This is a genomic window from Pseudomonas sp. R28(2017), from assembly GCF_002112505.1.
In the GTDB taxonomy this organism is placed as follows: domain Bacteria; phylum Pseudomonadota; class Gammaproteobacteria; order Pseudomonadales; family Pseudomonadaceae; genus Aquipseudomonas.
In genome coordinates, this window is record NZ_NEHW01000008.1 from 89,999 (window position 1) to 109,485 (window position 19,487).

General features: G+C 65.5%; 15 protein-coding genes. 11 read left to right on the forward strand and 4 right to left on the reverse strand.

Annotation, left to right across the window (positions count from 1 at the left end):
* Positions 1-102: 102 nt before the first annotated feature.
* The 10 genes from CAF78_RS15480 (at position 103) to CAF78_RS15525 (ending at position 12,690) form a co-directional block, all read left to right on the forward strand.
* On the forward strand, positions 103-1,002 hold the full coding sequence (locus CAF78_RS15480; RefSeq protein ID WP_085673770.1) for a chemotaxis protein: 900 nt from the start codon (positions 103-105) through the stop codon (positions 1,000-1,002).
* 98 nt (positions 1,003-1,100) lie between these two features.
* Complete coding sequence (locus tag CAF78_RS15485; protein ID WP_085673772.1) at positions 1,101-1,412, forward strand: hypothetical protein; 312 nt, start codon at positions 1,101-1,103, stop codon at positions 1,410-1,412.
* Positions 1,409-2,143, forward strand: coding sequence for a YkgJ family cysteine cluster protein (locus CAF78_RS15490; protein WP_085673774.1), 735 nt, complete (start codon positions 1,409-1,411; stop codon positions 2,141-2,143). The genes CAF78_RS15485 and CAF78_RS15490 overlap by 4 nt, the downstream gene beginning before the upstream one ends.
* Positions 2,144-2,579: 436 nt before the next feature.
* Positions 2,580-3,743 (forward strand): efflux RND transporter periplasmic adaptor subunit, encoded by a 1,164-nt coding sequence (locus tag CAF78_RS15495; protein ID WP_085673776.1) that lies wholly within the window; start codon positions 2,580-2,582, stop codon positions 3,741-3,743.
* Positions 3,740-6,832, forward strand: coding sequence for a multidrug efflux RND transporter permease subunit (locus CAF78_RS15500; protein WP_085673778.1), 3,093 nt, complete (start codon positions 3,740-3,742; stop codon positions 6,830-6,832). The genes CAF78_RS15495 and CAF78_RS15500 overlap by 4 nt, the downstream gene beginning before the upstream one ends.
* A gap of 9 nt (positions 6,833-6,841) precedes the next feature.
* Positions 6,842-7,516, forward strand: coding sequence for a heavy metal response regulator transcription factor (locus tag CAF78_RS15505; RefSeq protein WP_027918369.1), 675 nt, complete (start codon positions 6,842-6,844; stop codon positions 7,514-7,516).
* The gene (locus tag CAF78_RS15510) at positions 7,491-8,885 is read left to right on the forward strand and encodes a heavy metal sensor histidine kinase (RefSeq protein ID WP_085673780.1); all 1,395 of its coding nucleotides are present in this window, start codon (positions 7,491-7,493) and stop codon (positions 8,883-8,885) included. Before CAF78_RS15505 ends, CAF78_RS15510 begins: the two co-directional genes overlap by 26 nt.
* 336 nt (positions 8,886-9,221) lie before the next feature.
* Complete coding sequence (locus CAF78_RS15515; RefSeq protein ID WP_085673782.1) at positions 9,222-9,443, forward strand: hypothetical protein; 222 nt, start codon at positions 9,222-9,224, stop codon at positions 9,441-9,443.
* Positions 9,444-9,647: 204 nt separating this feature from the next.
* Positions 9,648-10,982: an OprD family porin gene (locus CAF78_RS15520; protein ID WP_085673784.1), complete on the forward strand. Its 1,335-nt coding sequence runs from the start codon at positions 9,648-9,650 to the stop codon at positions 10,980-10,982.
* 211 nt (positions 10,983-11,193) lie between these two features.
* A complete protein-coding gene (locus CAF78_RS15525; RefSeq protein ID WP_085673786.1) occupies positions 11,194-12,690 on the forward strand; it encodes a sensor domain-containing diguanylate cyclase in 1,497 nt (498 codons plus the stop codon).
* Here the strand turns inward: CAF78_RS15525 and CAF78_RS15530 are convergent.
* Complete coding sequence (locus tag CAF78_RS15530) at positions 12,687-13,163, reverse strand: PA2169 family four-helix-bundle protein (protein WP_085673789.1); 477 nt, start codon at positions 13,161-13,163, stop codon at positions 12,687-12,689. The genes CAF78_RS15525 and CAF78_RS15530 overlap by 4 nt on opposite strands.
* A 201-nt stretch (positions 13,164-13,364) precedes the next feature.
* On the opposite strand from CAF78_RS15530, the gene CAF78_RS15535 reads away from it, so the two are divergent.
* Positions 13,365-13,586, forward strand: a complete 222-nt coding sequence (locus tag CAF78_RS15535; protein ID WP_085674113.1) for a DUF3820 family protein — start codon at positions 13,365-13,367, stop codon at positions 13,584-13,586.
* A gap of 121 nt (positions 13,587-13,707) precedes the next feature.
* On the opposite strand, the gene CAF78_RS15540 is transcribed toward CAF78_RS15535, so the two are convergent.
* From CAF78_RS15540 to ptsP, 3 genes are read right to left on the reverse strand one after another with little or no spacing between them, the layout of a single operon-like run.
* The gene (locus CAF78_RS15540; RefSeq protein ID WP_085673791.1) at positions 13,708-15,438 is read right to left on the reverse strand and encodes a PTS fructose-like transporter subunit IIB; all 1,731 of its coding nucleotides are present in this window, start codon (positions 15,436-15,438) and stop codon (positions 13,708-13,710) included.
* On the reverse strand, positions 15,435-16,382 hold the full coding sequence (gene pfkB / locus CAF78_RS15545; RefSeq protein ID WP_085673793.1) for a 1-phosphofructokinase: 948 nt from the start codon (positions 16,380-16,382) through the stop codon (positions 15,435-15,437). The genes CAF78_RS15540 and pfkB overlap by 4 nt, the downstream gene beginning before the upstream one ends.
* Positions 16,382-19,234, reverse strand: a complete 2,853-nt coding sequence (gene ptsP / locus CAF78_RS15550) for a phosphoenolpyruvate--protein phosphotransferase (RefSeq protein ID WP_085673795.1) — start codon at positions 19,232-19,234, stop codon at positions 16,382-16,384. The genes pfkB and ptsP overlap by 1 nt, the downstream gene beginning before the upstream one ends.
* Between the last annotated feature and the right edge of the window lie 253 nt (positions 19,235-19,487).

Here is a 19,487-nt window from a genome sequence, read left to right on the forward strand (position 1 = left end):
CCCACAGGGATAGCGCCCTACTTTGCAATCTGTGCCTGGACGCTAAAGAGCCGTGGGATCAGGCCGATAACCCGGCATCCCCTGTTTCCCACGAAGGTCACCATGGCCACGCAAAATGCCCGCGCGGATTCGCTGTCCCTGCTGCTGTTCACCCTGCGCAGCGGCAAGCTGATGGCAATCAACCTGCTCAAGGTCAGCGAGATCATCCCCTGCCCACCCCTGACCAAGCTGCCCGAATCGCACCCCCACGTGAAAGGCGTGGCGACCCTGCGCGGCAACTCGCTGTCGGTGATCGACCTGTCCCGGGCCATCGGCGAACGCCCGCTGGCCGACCCCGACGGCGGCTGCCTGATCGTCACCGAGATCAGCCGCTCGCGCCAGGGCCTGCACGTGCAGGCGGTGAGCCGCATCGTCCATTGCCTGAGCACCGACATCAAGCCGCCGCCGTTCGGCTCGGGCAACCGTTCGTTCATCACCGGCGTGACCCGGGTCGACAACACCCTGGTGCAGGTGCTGGACATCGAAAAGGTCATCCACGGCATCGCTCCGCCCGAGCCGGAGCCACAACCGGGTGAGCTGAGCGAGGAAGATGCCAGCCTGCTGGCCGCCGCCAACATCCTGGTGGTCGACGACAGCCAGGTGGCGCTGCAGCAGTCGGTACACACCCTGCGCAACCTCGGCATCGACTGCCACACCGCACGCAGCGCCAAGGATGCGATGAACGTGCTGCTGGAACTGCAAGGCACCGCGCAAGAGATCAACATCATCGTCTCGGACATCGAAATGTCCGAGATGGACGGTTATGCCTTCACCCGCACCCTGCGCGAGACGCCAGACTTCCAGCACCTCTACGTTTTGTTGCACACCTCGCTGGACAGCGCCATGAGCAGCGAGAAAGCCAGGCTGGCCGGGGCCAATGCCATCCTCACCAAGTTCTCTTCGCCCGACCTGACCGACTGCCTGGTGACGGCGGCGCGGACCGTGGTGTTTGCCGAGCGCTGACGCACGTGTTGTTATATTCAGCGACAAACTCCCTGGCTTGCCGCCAGGGATGACTCGGGCATAATTCGCGCCCCTCGGATAATTTCCCGGAACCGCGTATGAAGTTTTTCAGCTCTCTTCTGATCGCCTGCGCCCTGTTCAGCGGTGTCGCCCAGGCTTCCAGCAGTCAGGCCTGGAACGAGCAGCGCCAGCAGATGCTCAAGGCCTGCCTGAACGCCAGCCAGTTCAAGGATGCCCACGCCCGTGGCAAACCGGCGGAGTTCGATGATCAGGTCGGTTTCAGCGCCCTGCTGATCGAAGGGGTTTATCCACAGAAGCACATGCAGCAACGCACCGGCACCGAGCTCTGCCTATACGACCGCAAGCAGCAGCAGGCCCACGTCAGCGAATGGAACCCGGACGCCAAGTGAACGACAGCCTGCGCTTTGCCTGTACCGGATGTGGCAAGTGCTGCACCGGCCACCATGTGCCATTGACCCTGGCTGAAGCCCGCCAGTGGGCGACGGCCGGTGGCCAGGTGATCGTGTTGATCGAAGCCTTCGTGACCGATGGGCCAGGCATGCCTGCAGAGCAGCGCGAGCATGTGATGCGCCGCTCGTACCCGGTGCCTTGTGGCGGCAGCGAAGCCCGCGTTTCGGTGACCTTTGCCGCGTTCAACCCCGGGCGCTGTCGCAACCTCGACGACAACGATCTGTGCACCATCTATGAAAGCCGACCACTGGTCTGCCGCATCTATCCGGTGGAGATCAACCCGCATATTCCGTTGCGGCCAGAGAACAAGGACTGCCCGCCCGAGGCGTGGGAACAGGGGCCTGAACTGATCCATGGCTCGCTGCCGGTGGACCCGGCGCTAATGGCGCTGGTGCAGGCTTCGCGGCAGGCGGATCGCGATGATATCGCGGCCAAGGTGGCCATCTGCGAGGCGCTGGGGATGACCACCAGTGCGCTCAAGGGCAATGGGTTTACCGCTTATCTGCCGGAGATGGCGGCCTTTACTGGGGTGCTGGCACAGGCGCCATCTGGGACCGGGGCTGAGTGGATGCTTCATGTGGAGCAGCCTAGGCTGGCTAATGACTTGCAGGCGTTGGGGTTGCAAACCACCGCAGATGCACCGGTCTACTATGCCTTCATCGGGTTCTAGGTAAGCAGGCCCGGCCTCTTCGCGGGCACGCCCGCTCCCACATTTGTTGCAACGTGGCCATGCCTGTCAGGCCATGGTTGTCAGCCATGTTGGCATGGCTGGATTTTGAGGTGGGCATCGATGCCGCCTCACATGACTTGAGACATGCACCAAGGCGGGCAACCATGGCCTGACAGGTTCGGCACGTTGCAACAAATGTGGGAGCGGGCGTGCCCGCGAAGCGCCGCGCGGGCGGCGCTCGATTTCTGCTCCACCACAACTCTCAAGGCATGCACCCCAAAGCCCACAACAACCTCCAGCCAGGCGCCAGGACCCTCACTCCAAACCCAACCTGTCACCGCTGTCAGCCAGCTGTCACGCTGCCGACCCGGTCACAGCGCTATAAGCTTCAATACAAACCTCCGTTTCCCACCCCTTGGCCAAGGTACCCGCGCCGATGAGACGCCCCTCCCGCTCCGTACTTCTCGCCGCGTTGGCCCTGCTCGCTCTGGTGGCCCTGGGCGTCTGGTATGGCCAGCGCCAGCAGGCCACCACGCCGCGCGCGCAAGCGGCGATCCCGGTACGGGTGGTCAGCGTCGCCCAGCAGGACGTCCCTCGCTACGCCAGCGCCATCGGCTCGGTGCTATCCCTGCACAGCGTCGAAGTACGCCCGCAAGTCGAGGGGGTGCTGACCCAGGTGCTGGTCAAGGAGGGCCAGTGGGTGAAGGAAGGCGACCTGCTCGCCACCCTCGATGACCGGGCGATCCGCGCCAGCCTCGACCAGGCCCGTGCCCAGCTCGGCCAGAGCCAGGCGCAGATCCAGGTGGCCGGGGTCGACCTCAAGCGCTACCGCCTGCTCAGCACCGACGATGGCGTGTCCAAGCAGACCCTCGACCAGCAACAGGCGCTGGTGAACCAGCTGCAGGCCACGGTCAAGGGCAACCAGGCAGCCATCGCCAACGCCGAGGTGCAGCTGTCGTACACGCAGATCCGCTCGCCAGTGACCGGGCGTGTCGGCATCCGCAATGTCGACCCCGGCAACCTGGTGCGCACCACGGATACCCAAGGCCTGTTCAGCGTCACCCAGATCGACCCGATCGCTGTCGAATTCGCCTTGCCGCAACAGATGCTGCCGACCCTGCAGGCCCTGCTCAAGGCGCCAACCCCGGCGCTGGTGCAGGCTTACATGGACGCCGACGGCGAACGTAACCTGCTCGGCGAAGGCCACCTGGCCCTGATCGACAACCAGATCTCGGCCAACACCGGCACGGTGCGGGTCAAGGCCGAATTCGACAACAAGGACGGCCGCCTGTGGCCGGGCCAGTTGGTCACCATCCGCCTGCGCACTGCGGTTGAAGAGAACGCCCTGGTGGTGCCGCCGCCGGTGGTGCAGCGCGGCATCGACGGGCACTTCGTCTACCGCCTGGACGGTGACAAGGTCACCAGCGTGCCAGTCAAGGTGCTGTACCAGGACAGCGGCCTGAACATCATCGCCGGGGTCAAGCCGGGCGAGCGCCTGGTGCTCGACGGCCAGTCACGGCTCAAGCCCGGTGCACGGGTCGAGGTCACCCCGGACGCACCGCCACCAGCGGAAATGGCTGACCGCAGGAGCCAGCCATGAATACCCGCAACGGCGTGTCGGCGTGGTGCATCGATCACCCGATCGCGACCCTGCTGCTGACCTTCGCCCTGGTGCTGCTGGGCGCCATCGCCTTCCCGCGGCTGCCGGTGGCACCGCTGCCCGAGGCGGACTTCCCGACCATTCAGGTCACCACCCAGCTGCCCGGTGCCAGCCCCGAAACCATGGCGTCGTCGGTGGCCACGCCGCTGGAGGTGCAGTTCAGTGCCATCCCCGGCATGACCCAGATGACCAGCAGCAGTGCGCTGGGCTCGACCACGCTGATCCTGCAGTTCACCCTCGACAAGAACATCGACACCGCCGCCCAGGAAGTCCAGGCGGCGATCAACACCGCCACCGCCCGCCTGCCCCAGGACCTGCCCAACCCGCCGACCTGGCGCAAGGTCAACCCGGCCGACAGCCCGGTGCTGGTGCTCACCGTCAGCTCCGCGCAAATGCCCGGCAATGACCTCAGCGACTACGCCGAAACCCTGCTGGCGCGCCAGCTCAGCCAGATCGAAGGGGTCGGCCTGATCAACATCACCGGCCAGCTGCGCCCGGCCATTCGCGTGCAGGCCCAGCCGGAAAAACTCGCCGCGATCGGCCTGACCCTGGCCGATGTGCGCCTGGCCATCCAGCAGACCAGCCTGAACCTGGCCAAGGGCGCGCTGTACGGCGAGCACAGCGTCTCGACCATCGCCGCCAACGACCAGCTGTTCCACCCCGAGGACTACGCCAAGCTCATCGTTTCGTACCGCAACGGCGCACCGGTGCACCTGCAGGACGTCGCCAAGGTGATCAACGGCGCCGAGAACGCCTACGTCAAGGCGTGGTCCGGCGACCAGCCAGGGCTCAACCTGGTGGTGTTCCGCCAGCCCGGGGCGAATATCGTCGACACCGTCGACCGGGTAATGGCGGCGCTGCCCAAGCTGCAGGAAATGCTCCCGGCGTCGATCGAAGTATCGGTGCTGCAAGACCGTACCCAGACCATCCGCGCCTCCCTGCACGAGGTGGAGCTGACCCTGATGATCGCCGTGGCCCTGGTGATCGGCGTGATGGCGCTGTTCCTGCGCCAGTGGTCGGCGACCCTGGTGGTGTCCAGCGTGCTCGGCGTGTCGCTGATCGCCAGCTGTGCACTGATGTATGTGCTGGGCTTCAGCCTCAACAACCTCACGCTGGTGGCCATCGTCATCTCGGTGGGCTTCGTGGTGGACGACGCCATCGTCGTGGTCGAGAACATCCACCGCCACCTGGAGGCCGGTGACGACAGCCGCACGGCAGCGCTCAAGGGCGCCGGCGAGATCGGCTTCACCGTGGTGTCGATCAGCTTCTCGCTGATCGCCGCGTTCATCCCGCTGCTGTTCATGGGCGGAGTGGTCGGCCGGCTGTTCAAGGAGTTCGCCCTGACCGCCACCTCGACCATCCTGATTTCGGTGATGGTGTCGCTGACCCTGGCCCCCACGCTGTGTGCGTTGTTCATGCGCCGCCCGCCCGGCGAGCAGCACGGCGGCTTTGGCGAGCGCCTGGTGAAGTGGTACGAAAAGGGCCTGAACCGTGCCCTCGCCCACCAGCGCCTGACCCTTGGCGTGTTCGGCGTGACCCTGGCCCTGGCCGTGGCCGGTTATGTCGGCATCCCCAAGGGCTTCTTCCCGCTACAGGACACCGGCTTCATCCTCGGCACCACCGAGGCGGCGGCGGACGTGTCGTACCCCTCGATGGTCGAGAAGCACCTGGCGCTGGCGAAGATCATCGGCGACGACCCGGCGGTGCAGGCCTACTCCCATTCGGTGGGGGTCACCGGCAGCAACCAGACCATCGCCAACGGCCGCTTCTGGATCGCCCTCAAGCCTCGCGGTGAGCGTGACGTATCGGCCAGCGAGCTGATCGACCGCCTGCGGCCGAAACTGGCCCAGGTGCCGGGCATCGTCCTGTACATGCGTGCCGGCCAGGACATCAACCTCAGCTCCGGCCCGTCACGCACCCAGTACCAGTACGTGCTCAAGAGCAACGACGGCGTGGCCCTGAACCTGTGGACCCAACGCCTGACCGAGCGCCTGCGGGAAAACCCGGTGTTCCGCGACCTGTCCAACGACTTGCAGCTGGGCGCCAGCGTCACCCGCATCGACATCGACCGCCAGGCCGCGGCGCGCTTCGGCCTGACCACCACCGACGTCGACCAGGCGTTGTACGACGCCTTCGGCCAGCGGCAGATCAGCGAGTTCCAGACCGAGACCAACCAGTACAAGGTGATCCTCGAACTGGACGCCAAGCAGCGCGGCAAGGCCGAGAGCCTGAACTTCTTCTACCTGCGCTCGCCACTGACCAACGAAATGGTGCCACTGTCGGCCCTGGCGCATGTCGCGCCACCGAGCACCGGCCCGCTGTCGATCAGCCACGATGGCCTGTTCCCGGCGGCCAACCTGTCGTTCAACCTGGCTCCCGGCGTGGCCCTGGGCGATGCGGTGAAGATCCTCGAACGCACCCAGCGTGAACTGGGCATGCCCGACTCGATCAGCGGCAACTTCCAGGGCGCGGCCCAGGCCTTCCAGAGTTCGCTGTCGAGCCAACCGTGGCTGATCCTCGCCGCGCTGGTGGCGGTGTACATCATTCTCGGTGTGCTGTACGAGAGCTTCGTCCACCCCCTGACGATCATTTCCACCCTGCCCTCGGCCGGCCTGGGTGCGTTGATATTGCTCTGGGGCATGGGCCAGGACTTCAGCATCATGGGCCTGATCGGCGTGGTGCTGCTGATCGGCATCGTCAAGAAGAACGGCATCCTGCTCATCGACTTCGCCCTGGAAGCCCAGCGCCACCACGGCATGACGCCCGAGCAGGCGATTCACCAGGCGTGCCTGACGCGCTTCCGGCCGATCATCATGACCACCCTCGCCGCCCTGCTCGGCGCGGTGCCGCTGATGTTCGGCTTCGGCGCCGGCGCCGAGCTGCGTCAGCCACTGGGCATCGCGGTGGTCGGCGGGCTGCTGGTGAGCCAGGCACTGACGCTGTTCACCACCCCGGTCATATACTTGGCCCTGGAGCGCCTGTTCCACCGCCGCCAGGCCGCCCATGCGGCGGCGCCAAGTGCCAGCTAGGACAAGACCATGCGTGTGCTGATCATCGAAGACGAAGAAAAAACCGCCGACTACCTGCATCGCGGCCTGACCGAGCAGGGCTTCACCGTCGACCTTGCGCGGGACGGCATCGACGGCCTGCACCTGGCCCTGGAAGGCGACTACGCGGTGATCGTGCTGGATGTGATGCTGCCCGGCCTGGACGGCTACGGCGTGCTGCGCGCACTGCGCGCGCGCAAGCAGACGCCGGTGATCATGCTCACCGCCCGCGAGCGCGTCGAAGACCGCATCCACGGCCTGCGCGAAGGCGCCGACGATTACCTGGGCAAGCCGTTCTCGTTCCTCGAACTGGTCGCCCGGCTACAGGCCCTGACCCGCCGCAGCAGCAGCCATGAGCCGTTGCAGATCCAGGTCGGCGACCTGTGGATCGACCTGATGGCACGCAAGGCCAGCCGCGCCGGCCAGCGCCTGGAGCTGACCGCCAAGGAATTTTCGCTGCTCAGCGTGCTGGCCCGGCGCCAGGGCGAAATCCTCTCCAAGACCGCCATCGCCGAGCTGGTCTGGGACATCAACTTCGACAGCGACGCCAATGTCGTCGAGGTGGCCATCAAGCGCCTGCGCGCCAAGCTCGACGGGCCGTTCGACAACAAGCTGCTGCACACCATCCGAGGCATGGGCTATGTCCTGGAAAACCGTGCCGCTTAACTCCATCGCTTTGCGCCTGTCGACACTGTTCATCCTGGTGGCACTGGGGGTGTTCGTGCTGATCGGTTCGGCGCTGTACCGCCAGGTCGACCGCAGCCTCGACCTGCTGCCAGCCGCGGAGCTGGATGCACGCTTCAGCGTGCTCGAATCCACCCTCAACCGCTTCGGTACACCCGAGCACTGGGCCAAGATCAACAACAAGCTCAACCTGCTCAGCGAGGAAGACAAACGCATCCGTTTCTGGGTGGTCAGCAGCAACCCGGCCTACGAATACGGCCACCCCAGCGAACTGGTCCGCGCCTTTGCCGAGGGCCCGCAAGGCATGCGTGACCTGCGCCTGCCCGACCGGCCCTACCCGTACAAGGTGCTGGTCAGCGAACTGCCGGCCCTGGGCGAGCGCCCGCCGCTGCGCTTTCTGATCGGCATCGACACCGAAACGTTCTGGCAGGCCCAGCACAGCCTGCTGGTGGCCATTGTCGGCCTGGCCGTGCTCGGTGTGCTGCTGGCTTCGGTGCTGGGTTACTGGGTGGCGCGCGTCGGCCTGCGGCCGCTGCTGGCGCTGTCTGTCGAGGCCCAGGCGCTGGCGCCGCCGCGCCTGGACGGGCGCCTGCAGACGCAGGACCTGGCACCGGAACTGGCGCAGTTCGCCGGCGCCTTCAATGCCGCGCTGGACCGGGTCAGCCAGGCCTATTCGCGGCTGGAGGCCTTCAACGCCGACGTCGCCCACGAACTGCGCTCGCCGCTGACCAACCTGATCGGCCAGACCCAGGTCGCCCTCACCCGCGGGCGCAGCGCCGAGCATTACTTCGAGGTGCTGCAATCGAACCTGGAAGAACTGGAGCGCCTGCGCAGCATCATCAACGACATGCTGTTCCTCGCCAGCGCCGACCAGGGCAGCAAGGCCACCGCGCTGACCCAGGCCTCGCTGGCCGAGGAAGTGGCCACCACCCTCGATTACCTGGACTACATCCTCGAAGACGCCCAGGTCAGCGTCACCGTCAGCGGTGATGCCCAGGCGCCCATCGAAAAGGCCCAGCTGCGCCGGGCGTTGATCAACCTGCTGAACAACGCCGTGCAACATACCGCGCCGAATCAGGTGATCGCGGTGCAGATCGAAGCGGGGCCGGAGCAGGTGTGCATTGCCGTGAGTAACCCGGGGCCTGCCATCGACGACGCACACCTGCCGCTGCTGTTCGAACGGTTCTACCGGGTGGACGCGGCGCGCAGCAACAGTGGCGGCGGTAACCATGGCTTGGGGCTGGCAATCGTCAAGGCGATCGCGCTGATGCATGGCGGTGAAGTTTTCGTGCGCAGCGCTGCCGGCGCCAATACTTTTGGCATTCGTTTGCCCATCTACAAGCCCATCTAGGACCCTGTGGGAGCGGGCTTGCCCGCGAAGCAGGCGCCACGGTGTATGGCACCGGCTTTCGCCGGTGTTCGCGGGCAAGCCCGCTCCCACAAGGATCGCGCCAGACTCTAGAAATTGAGCAAGACAGATGCTCCCACAGGAAGGTGCACAAGCCCGCAAACCACGAGTAAGCCCTCTAGCATGCTGGTTTGCGGCCAAAGTCCAATTGCTTTTCCAGCGATCATTACTTTTTGCGCAACAGTGCTTATCGCCAAAGGCGCTGTTTCCGCGGCACTTTAAGGACTAACTTTAGCCCCGTCCTCATAGCACTTGCCAAGCAAGAAGGTAGTTTCAAACATGTCCAACAGTATGGGTATTGCCAGCGTTTTCGTTCTGTCGTCCCTGTTGTTGTCGCCCCTGGCCATGGCCGAAGAATCCCCGGCTTTCGTTGCTCGCTCTGCAGAACTTGCCGCTGTTCACCAAGACGCCCGCGAAGCCCTGGCACATAAGGCCGACGCCAGCAAAGACGCAGAACAGACAGCTTCGAAAGTTTCCAGCGACGCCAATGCCGATAGCTGATCGCGCGTCGCCCCTGCTCCCGTTTTCCCTTGGCTACGCCATGGGCACCGTCGGTGCCGATATGTTAGCCTTTTAAAGCCGCTGCCGATCAGCGGCTTTTTTTATGTGCTCTAACTCTCAGCCCCGCCGTAACGTACCCCTATAAAAAGACGCACATTCAAAAATAAAAACTGCCCCACCGCCCGACCCAAGGAGCTAGTACCGGTGCCTTCCGCGTTTCGTTTTACCCCGCTGTTCATTGCGTTGACTGCAACGATCCCTTTCGCCGCCCAGGCAGATGAAGACAAGGCTGATGGCTTCATCGACGGTTCGTCCTTCAACCTGCATCTCCGAAATGCCTACTTCAACCGCAACAACCACAACGCCGGCGTGCGCGACACCCGCGAGTGGGGCCAGGGCGCGGTCGCCCGCTTCGAGTCCGGCTACACCCCAGGGGTGGTAGGTTTCGGCCTGGACGCCCATGCCATGCTGGGCCTGAAGCTCGACGGCGGTGGCGGCCATGCCGGCACCAGCATCCTGCCCGAGCACATCAAGGACAACGGTGAGCTGGGCGCCGCCCCGCACTCGTTCTCCACCGCCGGTGCCGCGGTCAAGCTCAAGGCCTTCGACACCGAGCTGAAAGCCGGTGACCTGTTCATCACCAACCCGGTGATCGCCGGCGGTGAAACCCGCATGCTGCCGCAGACCTTCCGCGGTGTGAGCCTGACCAACCACAGCGTCGACGGGCTGCTGCTCGAAGGCGGCCAGGTCAGCTTCACCCACCCGTACAACCAGAGCGGCCACCGTCGTATCGACACCTACTACGGCACCCTGGACGAACACGACAAGAGCAAGCACCTGAACTGGGCGGGCGCGTCGTGGAGTGGGACCGAGAACATCACCACCAACCTGTATGCGGCCGAGCTGAAGGACATCTGGAACCAGTACTACGCCGACTTCGACTACACCTACGTGGTCAACGACCTGGTCAGCCTCAACCCGGGCGTGCACTTCTATCACACCCAGGACACCGGCCAGGCACTGCTGGGCAAGATCGACAACAACACCTACAGCGTGCACTTCACGGTCAACGCCGGTTACCACAGCTTCACCGCCGCCTACCAGCGGGTCAACGGCAACACGCCGTTCGACTACATCAACCTGGGCGACAGTGTGTACCTGGACAACTCGCGCATGTACTCGGACTTCAACGCCCCCAACGAGCGTTCGTGGAAACTGCAGTACGACTACAACTTCGCCGGTCTCGGCATCCCGGGCCTGAGCACCTCGCTGTCGTACTCGCGCGGCGAGGCGGACCTGACCAAGGCCAGCCAGGACACCAGCCACTACGACTACTACCGCGCCGATGGCAAGAACGCCATGCACTGGGAGCGCGACCTGGACCTGAAGTATGTGTTCCAGGAAGGCGACCTGAAGGATCTGGCGGTGCAACTGCGCTATGCCACCCACCGTGGCAGCCAGGGTTATGCCTCGATCGACAGCAACAGCGACAACGATGAAGTACGGGTGATCGTCGATTACCCAGTGAACATCTTCTGATCTGAGCCCGCTGGCGAGGGCTTCGCCCTCGTTCGCGGGCAAGCCCGCTCCCACAGAATCAGCACAGGTTTCTGACACTGTGCATTACCTGTGGGAGCAGGCTTGCCCGCGAAAAACCAGACACGATTCCGTCGGACAAATCTTGTCCGACAATCCGCGCTTCCCTAGAATGTCGCCCGCCGCAAACGGCCCTGCCTCAGCAGTAGCGCGCATGCCCTCTCGATCACCGCGTTTCGCACTCTACAGGTCGCACCCCGAGCTGATCCTCAACCTGGGCAGTTGCCTTGCCGTGCTCGCCATCGTGGCCATCGTCAGCTACCTGCTGGCCCGCGAGCGCGACAGTGTCGAGCAGTCGGCCATCCGTTCCTCGAACAACATCGTCCAGCTGATCGAGAGCGACATCCTGCGCAATGTCGAACTCTACGACCAGTCGCTCAAAGGCCTGATCTGGGCCGTCAGCCGCAAGGAGCTGCCTGAGATCTCCGGCCCGCTGCGCCAGCGCCTGCTGTTCAATGAAGCCTTCGTCGACCGCACGCGCGGTGATGTGTTGTGGCTGGACAAGCAAGGCAACGTGGTCGGCGACTCCAGCAGCCCCATACCGCGCAAGGCCAACTTCGGCGATACCGGGGTGTTCCAGGCCCACCTGCATGACCCGAACCTCGGTTTGCTGGTGGGGCCCCCCTTCAAGGCCAAGCTGGGCGACATGGACTGGTGCATCAGTTTCAGCCGGCGCATCAATGGCCCGCAGGGCGAATTTGCCGGCTTGGCCGCCGGGGCCCTGCGCCTGTCGTACTTCAGTGAGCTGTTCCGCCGTCTGGACATCGGCGATGAAAGCAGCATCAACCTGTTCAATACCGACGGCCAACTGCTCGCCCGGGAACCTGCACGCCCACAGGACCCGGCCATCGGTACCTACTACGGCGAACGCCCCAACTTCAAGCGCATCCTCAGCGAGCACAGCGGCAGCTTCACCGCCCGTTCTGGCAGCTCCCCTTCCCAGCGCATGTACACCTTCGCCCGGGTCGCCGACCTGCCGCTGATCGTGCTGGTGGTGCATTCTGCCGACGAGGTGTTCCAGTCCTGGCGGCGCACGGCCATCCTGGTCAGCGTCGCCACAGGCGTGCTGTGCATCGGCATTCTCTGGCTGACCTTGCTGCTGGGCCGCGAGCTGCGCCGCCGCCACGAAGCCGAACAAGGCCTGGCGACCCTGGCTGCCACCGACAGCCTGACCGGCCTGGCCAACCGCCGCCGGCTGGACCAGGTGTTGCGACAGGAATGGTCACGCGCGCAGCGTAACCGCAAGCCGTTGGCGGTACTGATGGTGGATGTGGATCATTTCAAGGCATTCAACCAGCGCCATGGTCACGCTGGAGGGGACCACGCGTTGCGCGAGGTCGCCAGCACACTTGAACTGTGCATCCGGCGCCCGGCTGACCTGGCCGCACGCTATGGTGGCGAAGAATTTCAGGTGATCCTGCCGGAAACCGAACTGGCCGGCGCGCTGCTGTTGGCCGAGCGCGTTCGCGCCCAGGTCGAGGCGCTGGCACCGTTTGCCGATGATGCTCACTCGGTGACAGTGAGCATCGGCGTCGGGGTCTACATCCCCGGCACCCAGCAAGACCTCACACAGGTGCTGGGCGCCGCGGACGAAGCGCTCTACCGGGCCAAGGCCAATGGCCGCAACCGGGTCGAGGGGCCGCTGGACTAGGAACGGGCGCGAGCAGCGTTGCGCAGCGCCTTCACCTGGTCGTGGTTACGCTGCACGCCCTGCAGTTGTTTCTCCACCAGCGCATAGCTCTGATCGCTGGCCTGGCGGCCAAGCTTGACCAGTTTCTCGCGTGCTTCCTTGTAGGCCTTGAGGGCATGGTCTTCGCCGCGCTCTACTTCATTGAGCACCGCTTCCTCATCCTTGCCGGTGACCATCGACTTGAGGTTGACCCAGCCACGGTGCAGGTCGCCACTGATGCTGGTGGAGGTTTCCGGATCACCACCCAGGCGGCGCACTTCGCTTTGCAGCTCGGCTGCGGCATTGGCGCACTCACCGGCACGCTGGACGAAGAACGCCTTCAGTTCCGGGTTCTTCACATCATCGGCCGAGGCTTTGAAGCCTTTCTCGCCATCCTTGCTGTACTCGACCAGGTCGTTGAGTACGTCGATCACGTCTTTGTTGGGGTTGCTCATGGCACGAACTCCTTGGCAGGTGATATTCACCTGTACTGGAGCAGCCTTCATGCCAAGCCAGAAATTTATAATAAATTCTTTAAAATCATTAAGTTACGAAACACCAAGCGAAACCTGGAAACGGCGTTATGCATGATTGCCGCTTGGGTGCTCGTGCAGATTGCAGTATGGTCGGCGCTCATTCACTGCCAGGCTTCGTCGATGAAACCGGAAATGCTCGAACTGCTGGTTACCCGCACCATGCCCTTTGGCAAGTACCAGGGGCGGATCATTGCCGACTTGCCGGGTGACTATCTGGCATGGTTTGCGCGCAAGGGCTTTCCTGCAGGGGAACTGGGCGGGTTGCTGGCGTTGATGCATGAGGTCGACCATAACGGCCTGGCTGACCTGCTGGTGCCCTTGCGGCAGAAGCATCAGCGCTAGCCTGCACTGGCCTCTTCGCGGGCAAGCCCGCTCCCACAGGGATCGCGCAATCTTCAGGCCTGCACAAATCCTGTGGGAGCGGGCTCGCCCGCGAAGAGGCCGGTAAAGCCAACAGAAAGCCTCAGCCTTTAGCGGGCGCTACAGCCAACTCCACCCGCTCGCTCTTCTTGATCACCGCATACACCACGGCAGTTACCAGGCTCCCCGCCACAATCGCCAGCAGATACAACAGCGCATGGTTGATCGCATTGGGGATCAGCAGCACGAACAGCCCGCCATGCGGCGCCATCAGCTTGCAGCCGAAGTACATCGACAGCGCACCGGTCAAGGCGCCACCGGCAATGCTCGCCGGGATCACCCGCAGCGGGTCCTTGGCGGCAAACGGGATAGCCCCTTCGGAAATGAAGCACAGCCCCAGCGCCAGCGCCGCCTTGCCCGCCTCGCGCTCGCTCTGGGCGAACTTGCGCCGGGCCAGGAAGGTGGCGATGCCCAGGCCGATCGGCGGCACCATGCCCGCGGCCATGGTCGCCGCCATCGGTGCATAGCTGGAAGACGCCAGCAGCCCCACCGAGAAGGCATAGGCCGCCTTGTTGATCGGCCCACCGAGGTCGACGCACATCATCCCGCCCAACAGCAGCCCGAGCAGGATGGCGTTGGTGGTGCCCATGCTGTCGAGGAAGTGCGTCAGCCCTTCGAGCATCGCCGCCACCGGCTGGCCGACCACGTAGATCATCACCAGGCCAGTGAACAGGCTGGCCAGCAGCGGGATGATCAGGATCGGCTTGAGCGCGTCCAGGCTGCTCGGCAGGCGTGCCCAGCGGGCGATGGCCTTGGCGCTGTAGCCGGCGAGAAAGCCGGCGACGATGCCACCGATGAAACCGGCACCCAAGGTACTGGCCAGCAGGCCACCGATCATGCCCGGCGCCAGGCCCGGGCGGTCGGCGATGGACCAGGCGATGTAGCCTGCGAGCAGCGGCACCATCAACTTGAACGCCGCCTCACCACCGATCTGCATCAGCGCGGCGGGCAAGGTGCCCGGTTCCTTGTAGGCTTCGATGCCGAAGACGAACGACAGGGCAATCAGCAGACCACCGGCCACCACCATCGGCAACATGAACGAAACACCGGTCAGCAAGTGCTTGTAGACGCCGGTTTTCTCAGCCTTGGCCGGCGCCGCCGAAGCAGCGTCCGTGGCGCTTTCGACCTTGGCCTCGGCCAGGGCCTTGTCCAAGGTCGCACGTGCCTGCTTGAGGGCGATGCCCGTGCCGCAGCGGTAGATGCGCTTGCCGGCAAAGCGTGCCGTCGGCACCTCGATGTCGGCGGCCAGGAGCACCACATCGGCATCGGCAATGGCCTGGGCCGACAGCGGGTTGCGTGCGCCAACCGAGCCCTGGGTCTCGACGGTGAGCTGGTAATCCAGCTGTTGCGCCGCCTGTTGCAAGGCCTCGGCAGCCATGAAGGTATGCGCCACGCCCGTCGGGCAGGCGGTGACCGCAACAATGCGTACCGCCGCTGAAGGCACCGTGCCGAGCGCTTGGGCAGCCAGCACTTCGGCCTTGCCTGCGGCCTCGTCGAGGAACCCCTCACGGTCGGCCAGGGCCTGCGCCGGGGTGCTCTGGTACACGCGCTTGCCGGCGAAGCGAGAAAGGTCAACCGGGCCGGTGCTGACCACCAGCACCCAGTCGGCCTCGGCAATTTGCGCAGGCGTCAGCTGGCGCTCGGGATGTTCGGTGCCCTGTACCTCGACACTGGTGCTCCAGCCGCGGCGCTGGGCGGCGGCCGCCAACAGGCGGGCGCTGAGTACGCTGGACACCTGCCCGTTGGGGCAGGCGGTGACAATGGCGATGTTCATCGGCAACCCTCTTGTTGTTCTGTCAGTTGCACGGCGGCTTCCAGCTGCGCGAGCTGATCGCGGTCGGCGATGCCGAAACCGACCTGGGTCACGGCCTGCGCGGCGATGGCGGTGGCGCGACGCAAGGTCTGCTGGGGTGAATCCTCTGCCAACAGGCCATGGACCATGCCGGCGACCAGCGAATCACCCGCGCCCACGGTACTGGCAACCCGCACCTGCGGCGGCCGCGCCTGAAGCGCCTGGCCGGCAGCAAACCAGCTGACCCCCTGTGCACCCGCCGAAACCACCACATGCTCGATACCGCTGGCCAGCAGTCGCTCGGCAGCGGCGCGCTGCTCGGCGGCGGTGTGCACCACCAGGCCGAGCACTTCGCCCAGCTCTTCGGTATTGGGTTTGACCAGCCAGGGCGCACTTTGCAGCCCGGCACGCAACGCGTCGCCACTGCTGTCGAGGGCCACTTTCAGCCCTTGTGCCTGCAACTGCTCGAGCAACTGGCGGAACCACTCGGGGCTGATGCCACGCGGCAGGCTGCCCGCCACGACCACCGCGTCGTGCCCTGGCGCTACCTGGGCCAGGCGGCGCAGCAGTTCGGCGCGGGCGGCTTCGTCGACTTCCGGCCCCTGGCCGTTGATGTCGGTGACCCGGCCATCGGCCTCGACCAGCTTGAGGTTGCTGCGGGTTTCACCGGCCACGCGCACGAAGCAGTCGGCAAAACCGCGCCGGGCGATCAGTGCCTCGAACGGTTGCGGGTTGTCGCGGCCCAGAAAGCCCCCGACCGTGACACTGTGGCCCAGGTCGGCGAGCACCTGGGCCACGTTCAGGCCTTTGCCGGCCGCATGGCTTTGCTGGGCCTGCGCACGGTTGACGTGCCCTGGGCGCAAGGCATCGAGGCTGACGGTGATGTCCAGCGCCGGGTTCAAGGTCAGGGTGAGGATCTTGGCCATCAGTAACGCTCCACCAGCGCGCGAACCGCCGCGGCGCTGTCCTGTTGCAGGGCCTCGCGCGCCAGGGCGCGGGCCGTTTGGTGATCAGCCTGGCGCACCAGGGCTTTGACTTCGGCAATGCTGCGGGCCGCCACGCTCAGCTCGTCCACCTCCAGGCCCAGCAGCACGGCCACCGCCTGCGGGTCGGCGGCCAGTTCGCCACAGACCCCCACCCACTTGCCCTCGGCGTGGGCGGCGCGCACGGTCATGTCGATCAGGCTCAGCACCGCCGGGTGCAGGCCGTCGGCCTGGGCAGAAAGGCTCGGGTGCCCCCGGTCGATGGCCAGGGTGTACTGGGTCAGGTCGTTGGTGCCGATGCTGAAGAAATCCACTTCGCGGGCCAGCTGCGGCGCCAGCAAGGCGGCGGACGGCACTTCGACCATGATCCCCACTTGCAGGTCGGCGACCGGAATTTCCAGGCGCAGGCGCTCGACCATGGCGCGCGCCTCACGCCACTCGTGAACCTGCCCGACCATGGGGAACATGATGCGCAGCGGCCGCTGATCGGCGGCGCGCAGCAAGGCACGCAGCTGGTCTTCCATGATCTGCGGGCGTTGCAGGGTCAGGCGCACGCCACGCACGCCGAGGAACGGGTTTTCCTCGGCGGCGATCGGCCAGTACGGCAATGGCTTGTCGCCCCCCACATCGAGGGTACGCACCACCAGTGGCCGGCCGCCGAGGCCATCGAGCACGCGGCGGTACTCCGCTTCCTGGGTGGCCACGTCGGGTGCCTGCGAGTGGGCCATGAAGATCAGCTCGGTGCGCAGCAGGCCAACACCTTCGGCGCCCTGCTCCACCACCTTGTCGATGCCGCTGCTCTCGCCGATGTTGGCGAATACTTCGATGGCATGGCCATCGCGGGTCACGGCCGGCTCATGGCGTTTGGCCCAGGCGGCTTGCAGGCGCTGTTCGCGCTGGTCGCGCTCGGCCAGCGCGCGTTGCAGCTCGTCAGCTGGCGGTGCGACGCTGACCACACCGCGCTGGCCGTCGAGCAGCAGCGGGGTGCCGGCATCGAGCAGCAGCACCGCCGGGCCCGCGCCGACCACCGCCGGGATGCCCAGGGCGCGGGCGACGATCGCGCTGTGCGCGGTGGCGCCGCCATGAGCGGTGACGATGCCGGCGACACGGGCCGGGTCCAGGCGGGCGACATCGGAGGGGCCGACCTCGCCCATCACCAGCACGTAGGGTTGATCGGGCTCGCTCTGGGCCTGCACGCCACACAACTGGGCCAGCACCCGGCGGCCGATGTCGCGCAGGTCGGCAGCGCGCTCGGCCAGCAGGGCGTCGTGCAGCGCTTCCTGCTGGCGCGCCGCGGCTTCGATCACCGCCATCCAGGCCGCCGCCGCACTTTCGCCCTGGGCCAGGCGGGCCTCGACATCGTCGCTCAGGGCCGGGTCGGCGAGCATTTCCTGATGGGTGACGAAGATGTCGCCAATCGACTTGTCGCTGCGCTGCACCAGCGCCTGCAATTGGCCATTGACCGCCTCCAGCGCGCTGCGCAGCTTCAAGCGCTCCTGGGCTGGCGACTCACCACGCAGCGGGTAGTCGATATCGCGCTCGACGCAGACATGCGCCGGGCCGCTGGCAATGCCGGGGGATGCACTGACGCCCTGGATACGGCTGCCCGCAGCAGGCGCGTGAATAACGTCGACTGCGCTGGCAACGGCCACTGCGTCCGTTTGCGCCAACGGCTCGACGTCTTCGCCCAGGCCTTGCTCGATGGCTGCCAGCAGGACCGGCAAGGCATCGCCGGCAATCGACGGTTCGGCCATCAGTTCAAGTTCCTGGCCGCGTCGGGCGCCCAGGCTGAGCAGCTTGCTCAGGCTCTTGATCGACACCGCCGGCTGCGCGCTGTCGAGCACACGCACACGGATGTCGCCCTCGAAGCCCTTGGCCAGTTGCGCCAGGACCTTCGCCGGGCGGGCATGCAACCCATGCGGGTTGGCCAGCACGACACGCGCACTGGGCCAGTCAAGCGGCGCCTCCCCCCCCAGCACCTCCAGCACCGCGCGGCTGCTGGTGGCCTGGTAGAGCGTTTGCCCACGGCCTTCGATCAGCACTTCGCACAGGCGCTCGAGCAACGCCTGGTGGGCCGCGCCGAGGCTGGCGAGGCAGAACAGGCCGTTGAGCGGCTGGTCGCGATAACGCAGAGGCTGCTGCGGGGTGATGAAGACCAGGCCAGGTTGGCGCACCTGGCGCTCGCTGTGCAGCCACCACAGGCCCTCGCCCAGCGGCAGGGGTTCGGCCTGCTGCAGCACGGCCGCGAAGCCGCTGTCGACACAACCGGCGCGCTGCAGCAGACGGGCACCGCGCCAGGCCAGTTCATCGAAGTCTTCCGCCGGCAGATTCAGGCCGACCAGCTGCGCGTCCAGCGCCAGCGCCTGGGGCGCACCTTGCAGCAGCTTGAGCAATGCTTCGGCAGAGCTGGCCCGGCGCAGCGCCTCGGCCAGGTCGGTTTCGCCGAGGGCGCGGGTCAGCAACTGCAGCAGGCGCAGGTGTTCATCGGAGCGGGCGGCGATGCCGATGGCCAGGTAGACGATCTGGCCATCGCCCCAATCCACGCCGTCGGGGAACTGCAGCAGGCGCACGCCCGTGGCGAACACCAGCTCGCGGGTCTGCGGGGTGCCGTGCGGGATGGCGATGCCCTGGCCGAGGAACGTCGAGCCTTGCGCTTCGCGCGCCTGCAAGCCGTCAAGATAACCTTCGGCAACCAGGCCGTCGGCTTCCAGCAGATCCGCCAGCAGGCGCAATGCCCCGGCCTTGTCGGCGGCCGTCTGGCCCATGGCTATCTGCTCTTTGGCGAGCTCGAGCATGACCTTCTCCTTTTGCAGCCCCGGCTTGGTTTTGATGCCGGGTACTGAGGTATTGTTGTGATATTCACAGAATCAGCCAGTTCGACAGCCTTGCACGGGCGGCGGCCGAGGCAGAAAAATTAATAGCTGAAACGTTTAATCTGACCAAGTGGCCACGTTACTCGATAATCTTCCGAGGAAAAAGCCCCATCCTGTCGGACAATTGCGACAATGGTCGCCTGCGCGTGGCGGCCAACCCGGGTCAAACTACCCG

What these genes read in the sequence shown, in the direction of transcription:
- CAF78_RS15480 (WP_085673770.1), top strand. Translation starts at nt 103, where the DNA reads ATGGCCACGCAAAATGCCCGCGCGGATTCGCTGTCCCTGCTGCTGTTC.
- CAF78_RS15485 (WP_085673772.1), top strand. Translation starts at nt 1,101, where the DNA reads ATGAAGTTTTTCAGCTCTCTTCTGATCGCCTGCGCCCTGTTCAGCGGT.
- CAF78_RS15495 (WP_085673776.1), top strand. Translation starts at nt 2,580, where the DNA reads ATGAGACGCCCCTCCCGCTCCGTACTTCTCGCCGCGTTGGCCCTGCTC.
- CAF78_RS15500 (WP_085673778.1), top strand. Translation starts at nt 3,740, where the DNA reads ATGAATACCCGCAACGGCGTGTCGGCGTGGTGCATCGATCACCCGATC.
- CAF78_RS15505 (WP_027918369.1), top strand. Translation starts at nt 6,842, where the DNA reads ATGCGTGTGCTGATCATCGAAGACGAAGAAAAAACCGCCGACTACCTG.
- CAF78_RS15510 (WP_085673780.1), top strand. Translation starts at nt 7,491, where the DNA reads ATGTCCTGGAAAACCGTGCCGCTTAACTCCATCGCTTTGCGCCTGTCG.
- CAF78_RS15515 (WP_085673782.1), top strand. Translation starts at nt 9,222, where the DNA reads ATGTCCAACAGTATGGGTATTGCCAGCGTTTTCGTTCTGTCGTCCCTG.
- CAF78_RS15525 (WP_085673786.1), top strand. Translation starts at nt 11,194, where the DNA reads ATGCCCTCTCGATCACCGCGTTTCGCACTCTACAGGTCGCACCCCGAG.
- CAF78_RS15530 (WP_085673789.1), bottom strand. Translation starts at nt 13,163, where the DNA reads ATGAGCAACCCCAACAAAGACGTGATCGACGTACTCAACGACCTGGTC.
- CAF78_RS15535 (WP_085674113.1), top strand. Translation starts at nt 13,365, where the DNA reads ATGAAACCGGAAATGCTCGAACTGCTGGTTACCCGCACCATGCCCTTT.
- CAF78_RS15540 (WP_085673791.1), bottom strand. Translation starts at nt 15,438, where the DNA reads ATGAACATCGCCATTGTCACCGCCTGCCCCAACGGGCAGGTGTCCAGC.
- pfkB (WP_085673793.1), bottom strand. Translation starts at nt 16,382, where the DNA reads ATGGCCAAGATCCTCACCCTGACCTTGAACCCGGCGCTGGACATCACC.
- ptsP (WP_085673795.1), bottom strand. Translation starts at nt 19,234, where the DNA reads ATGCTCGAGCTCGCCAAAGAGCAGATAGCCATGGGCCAGACGGCCGCC.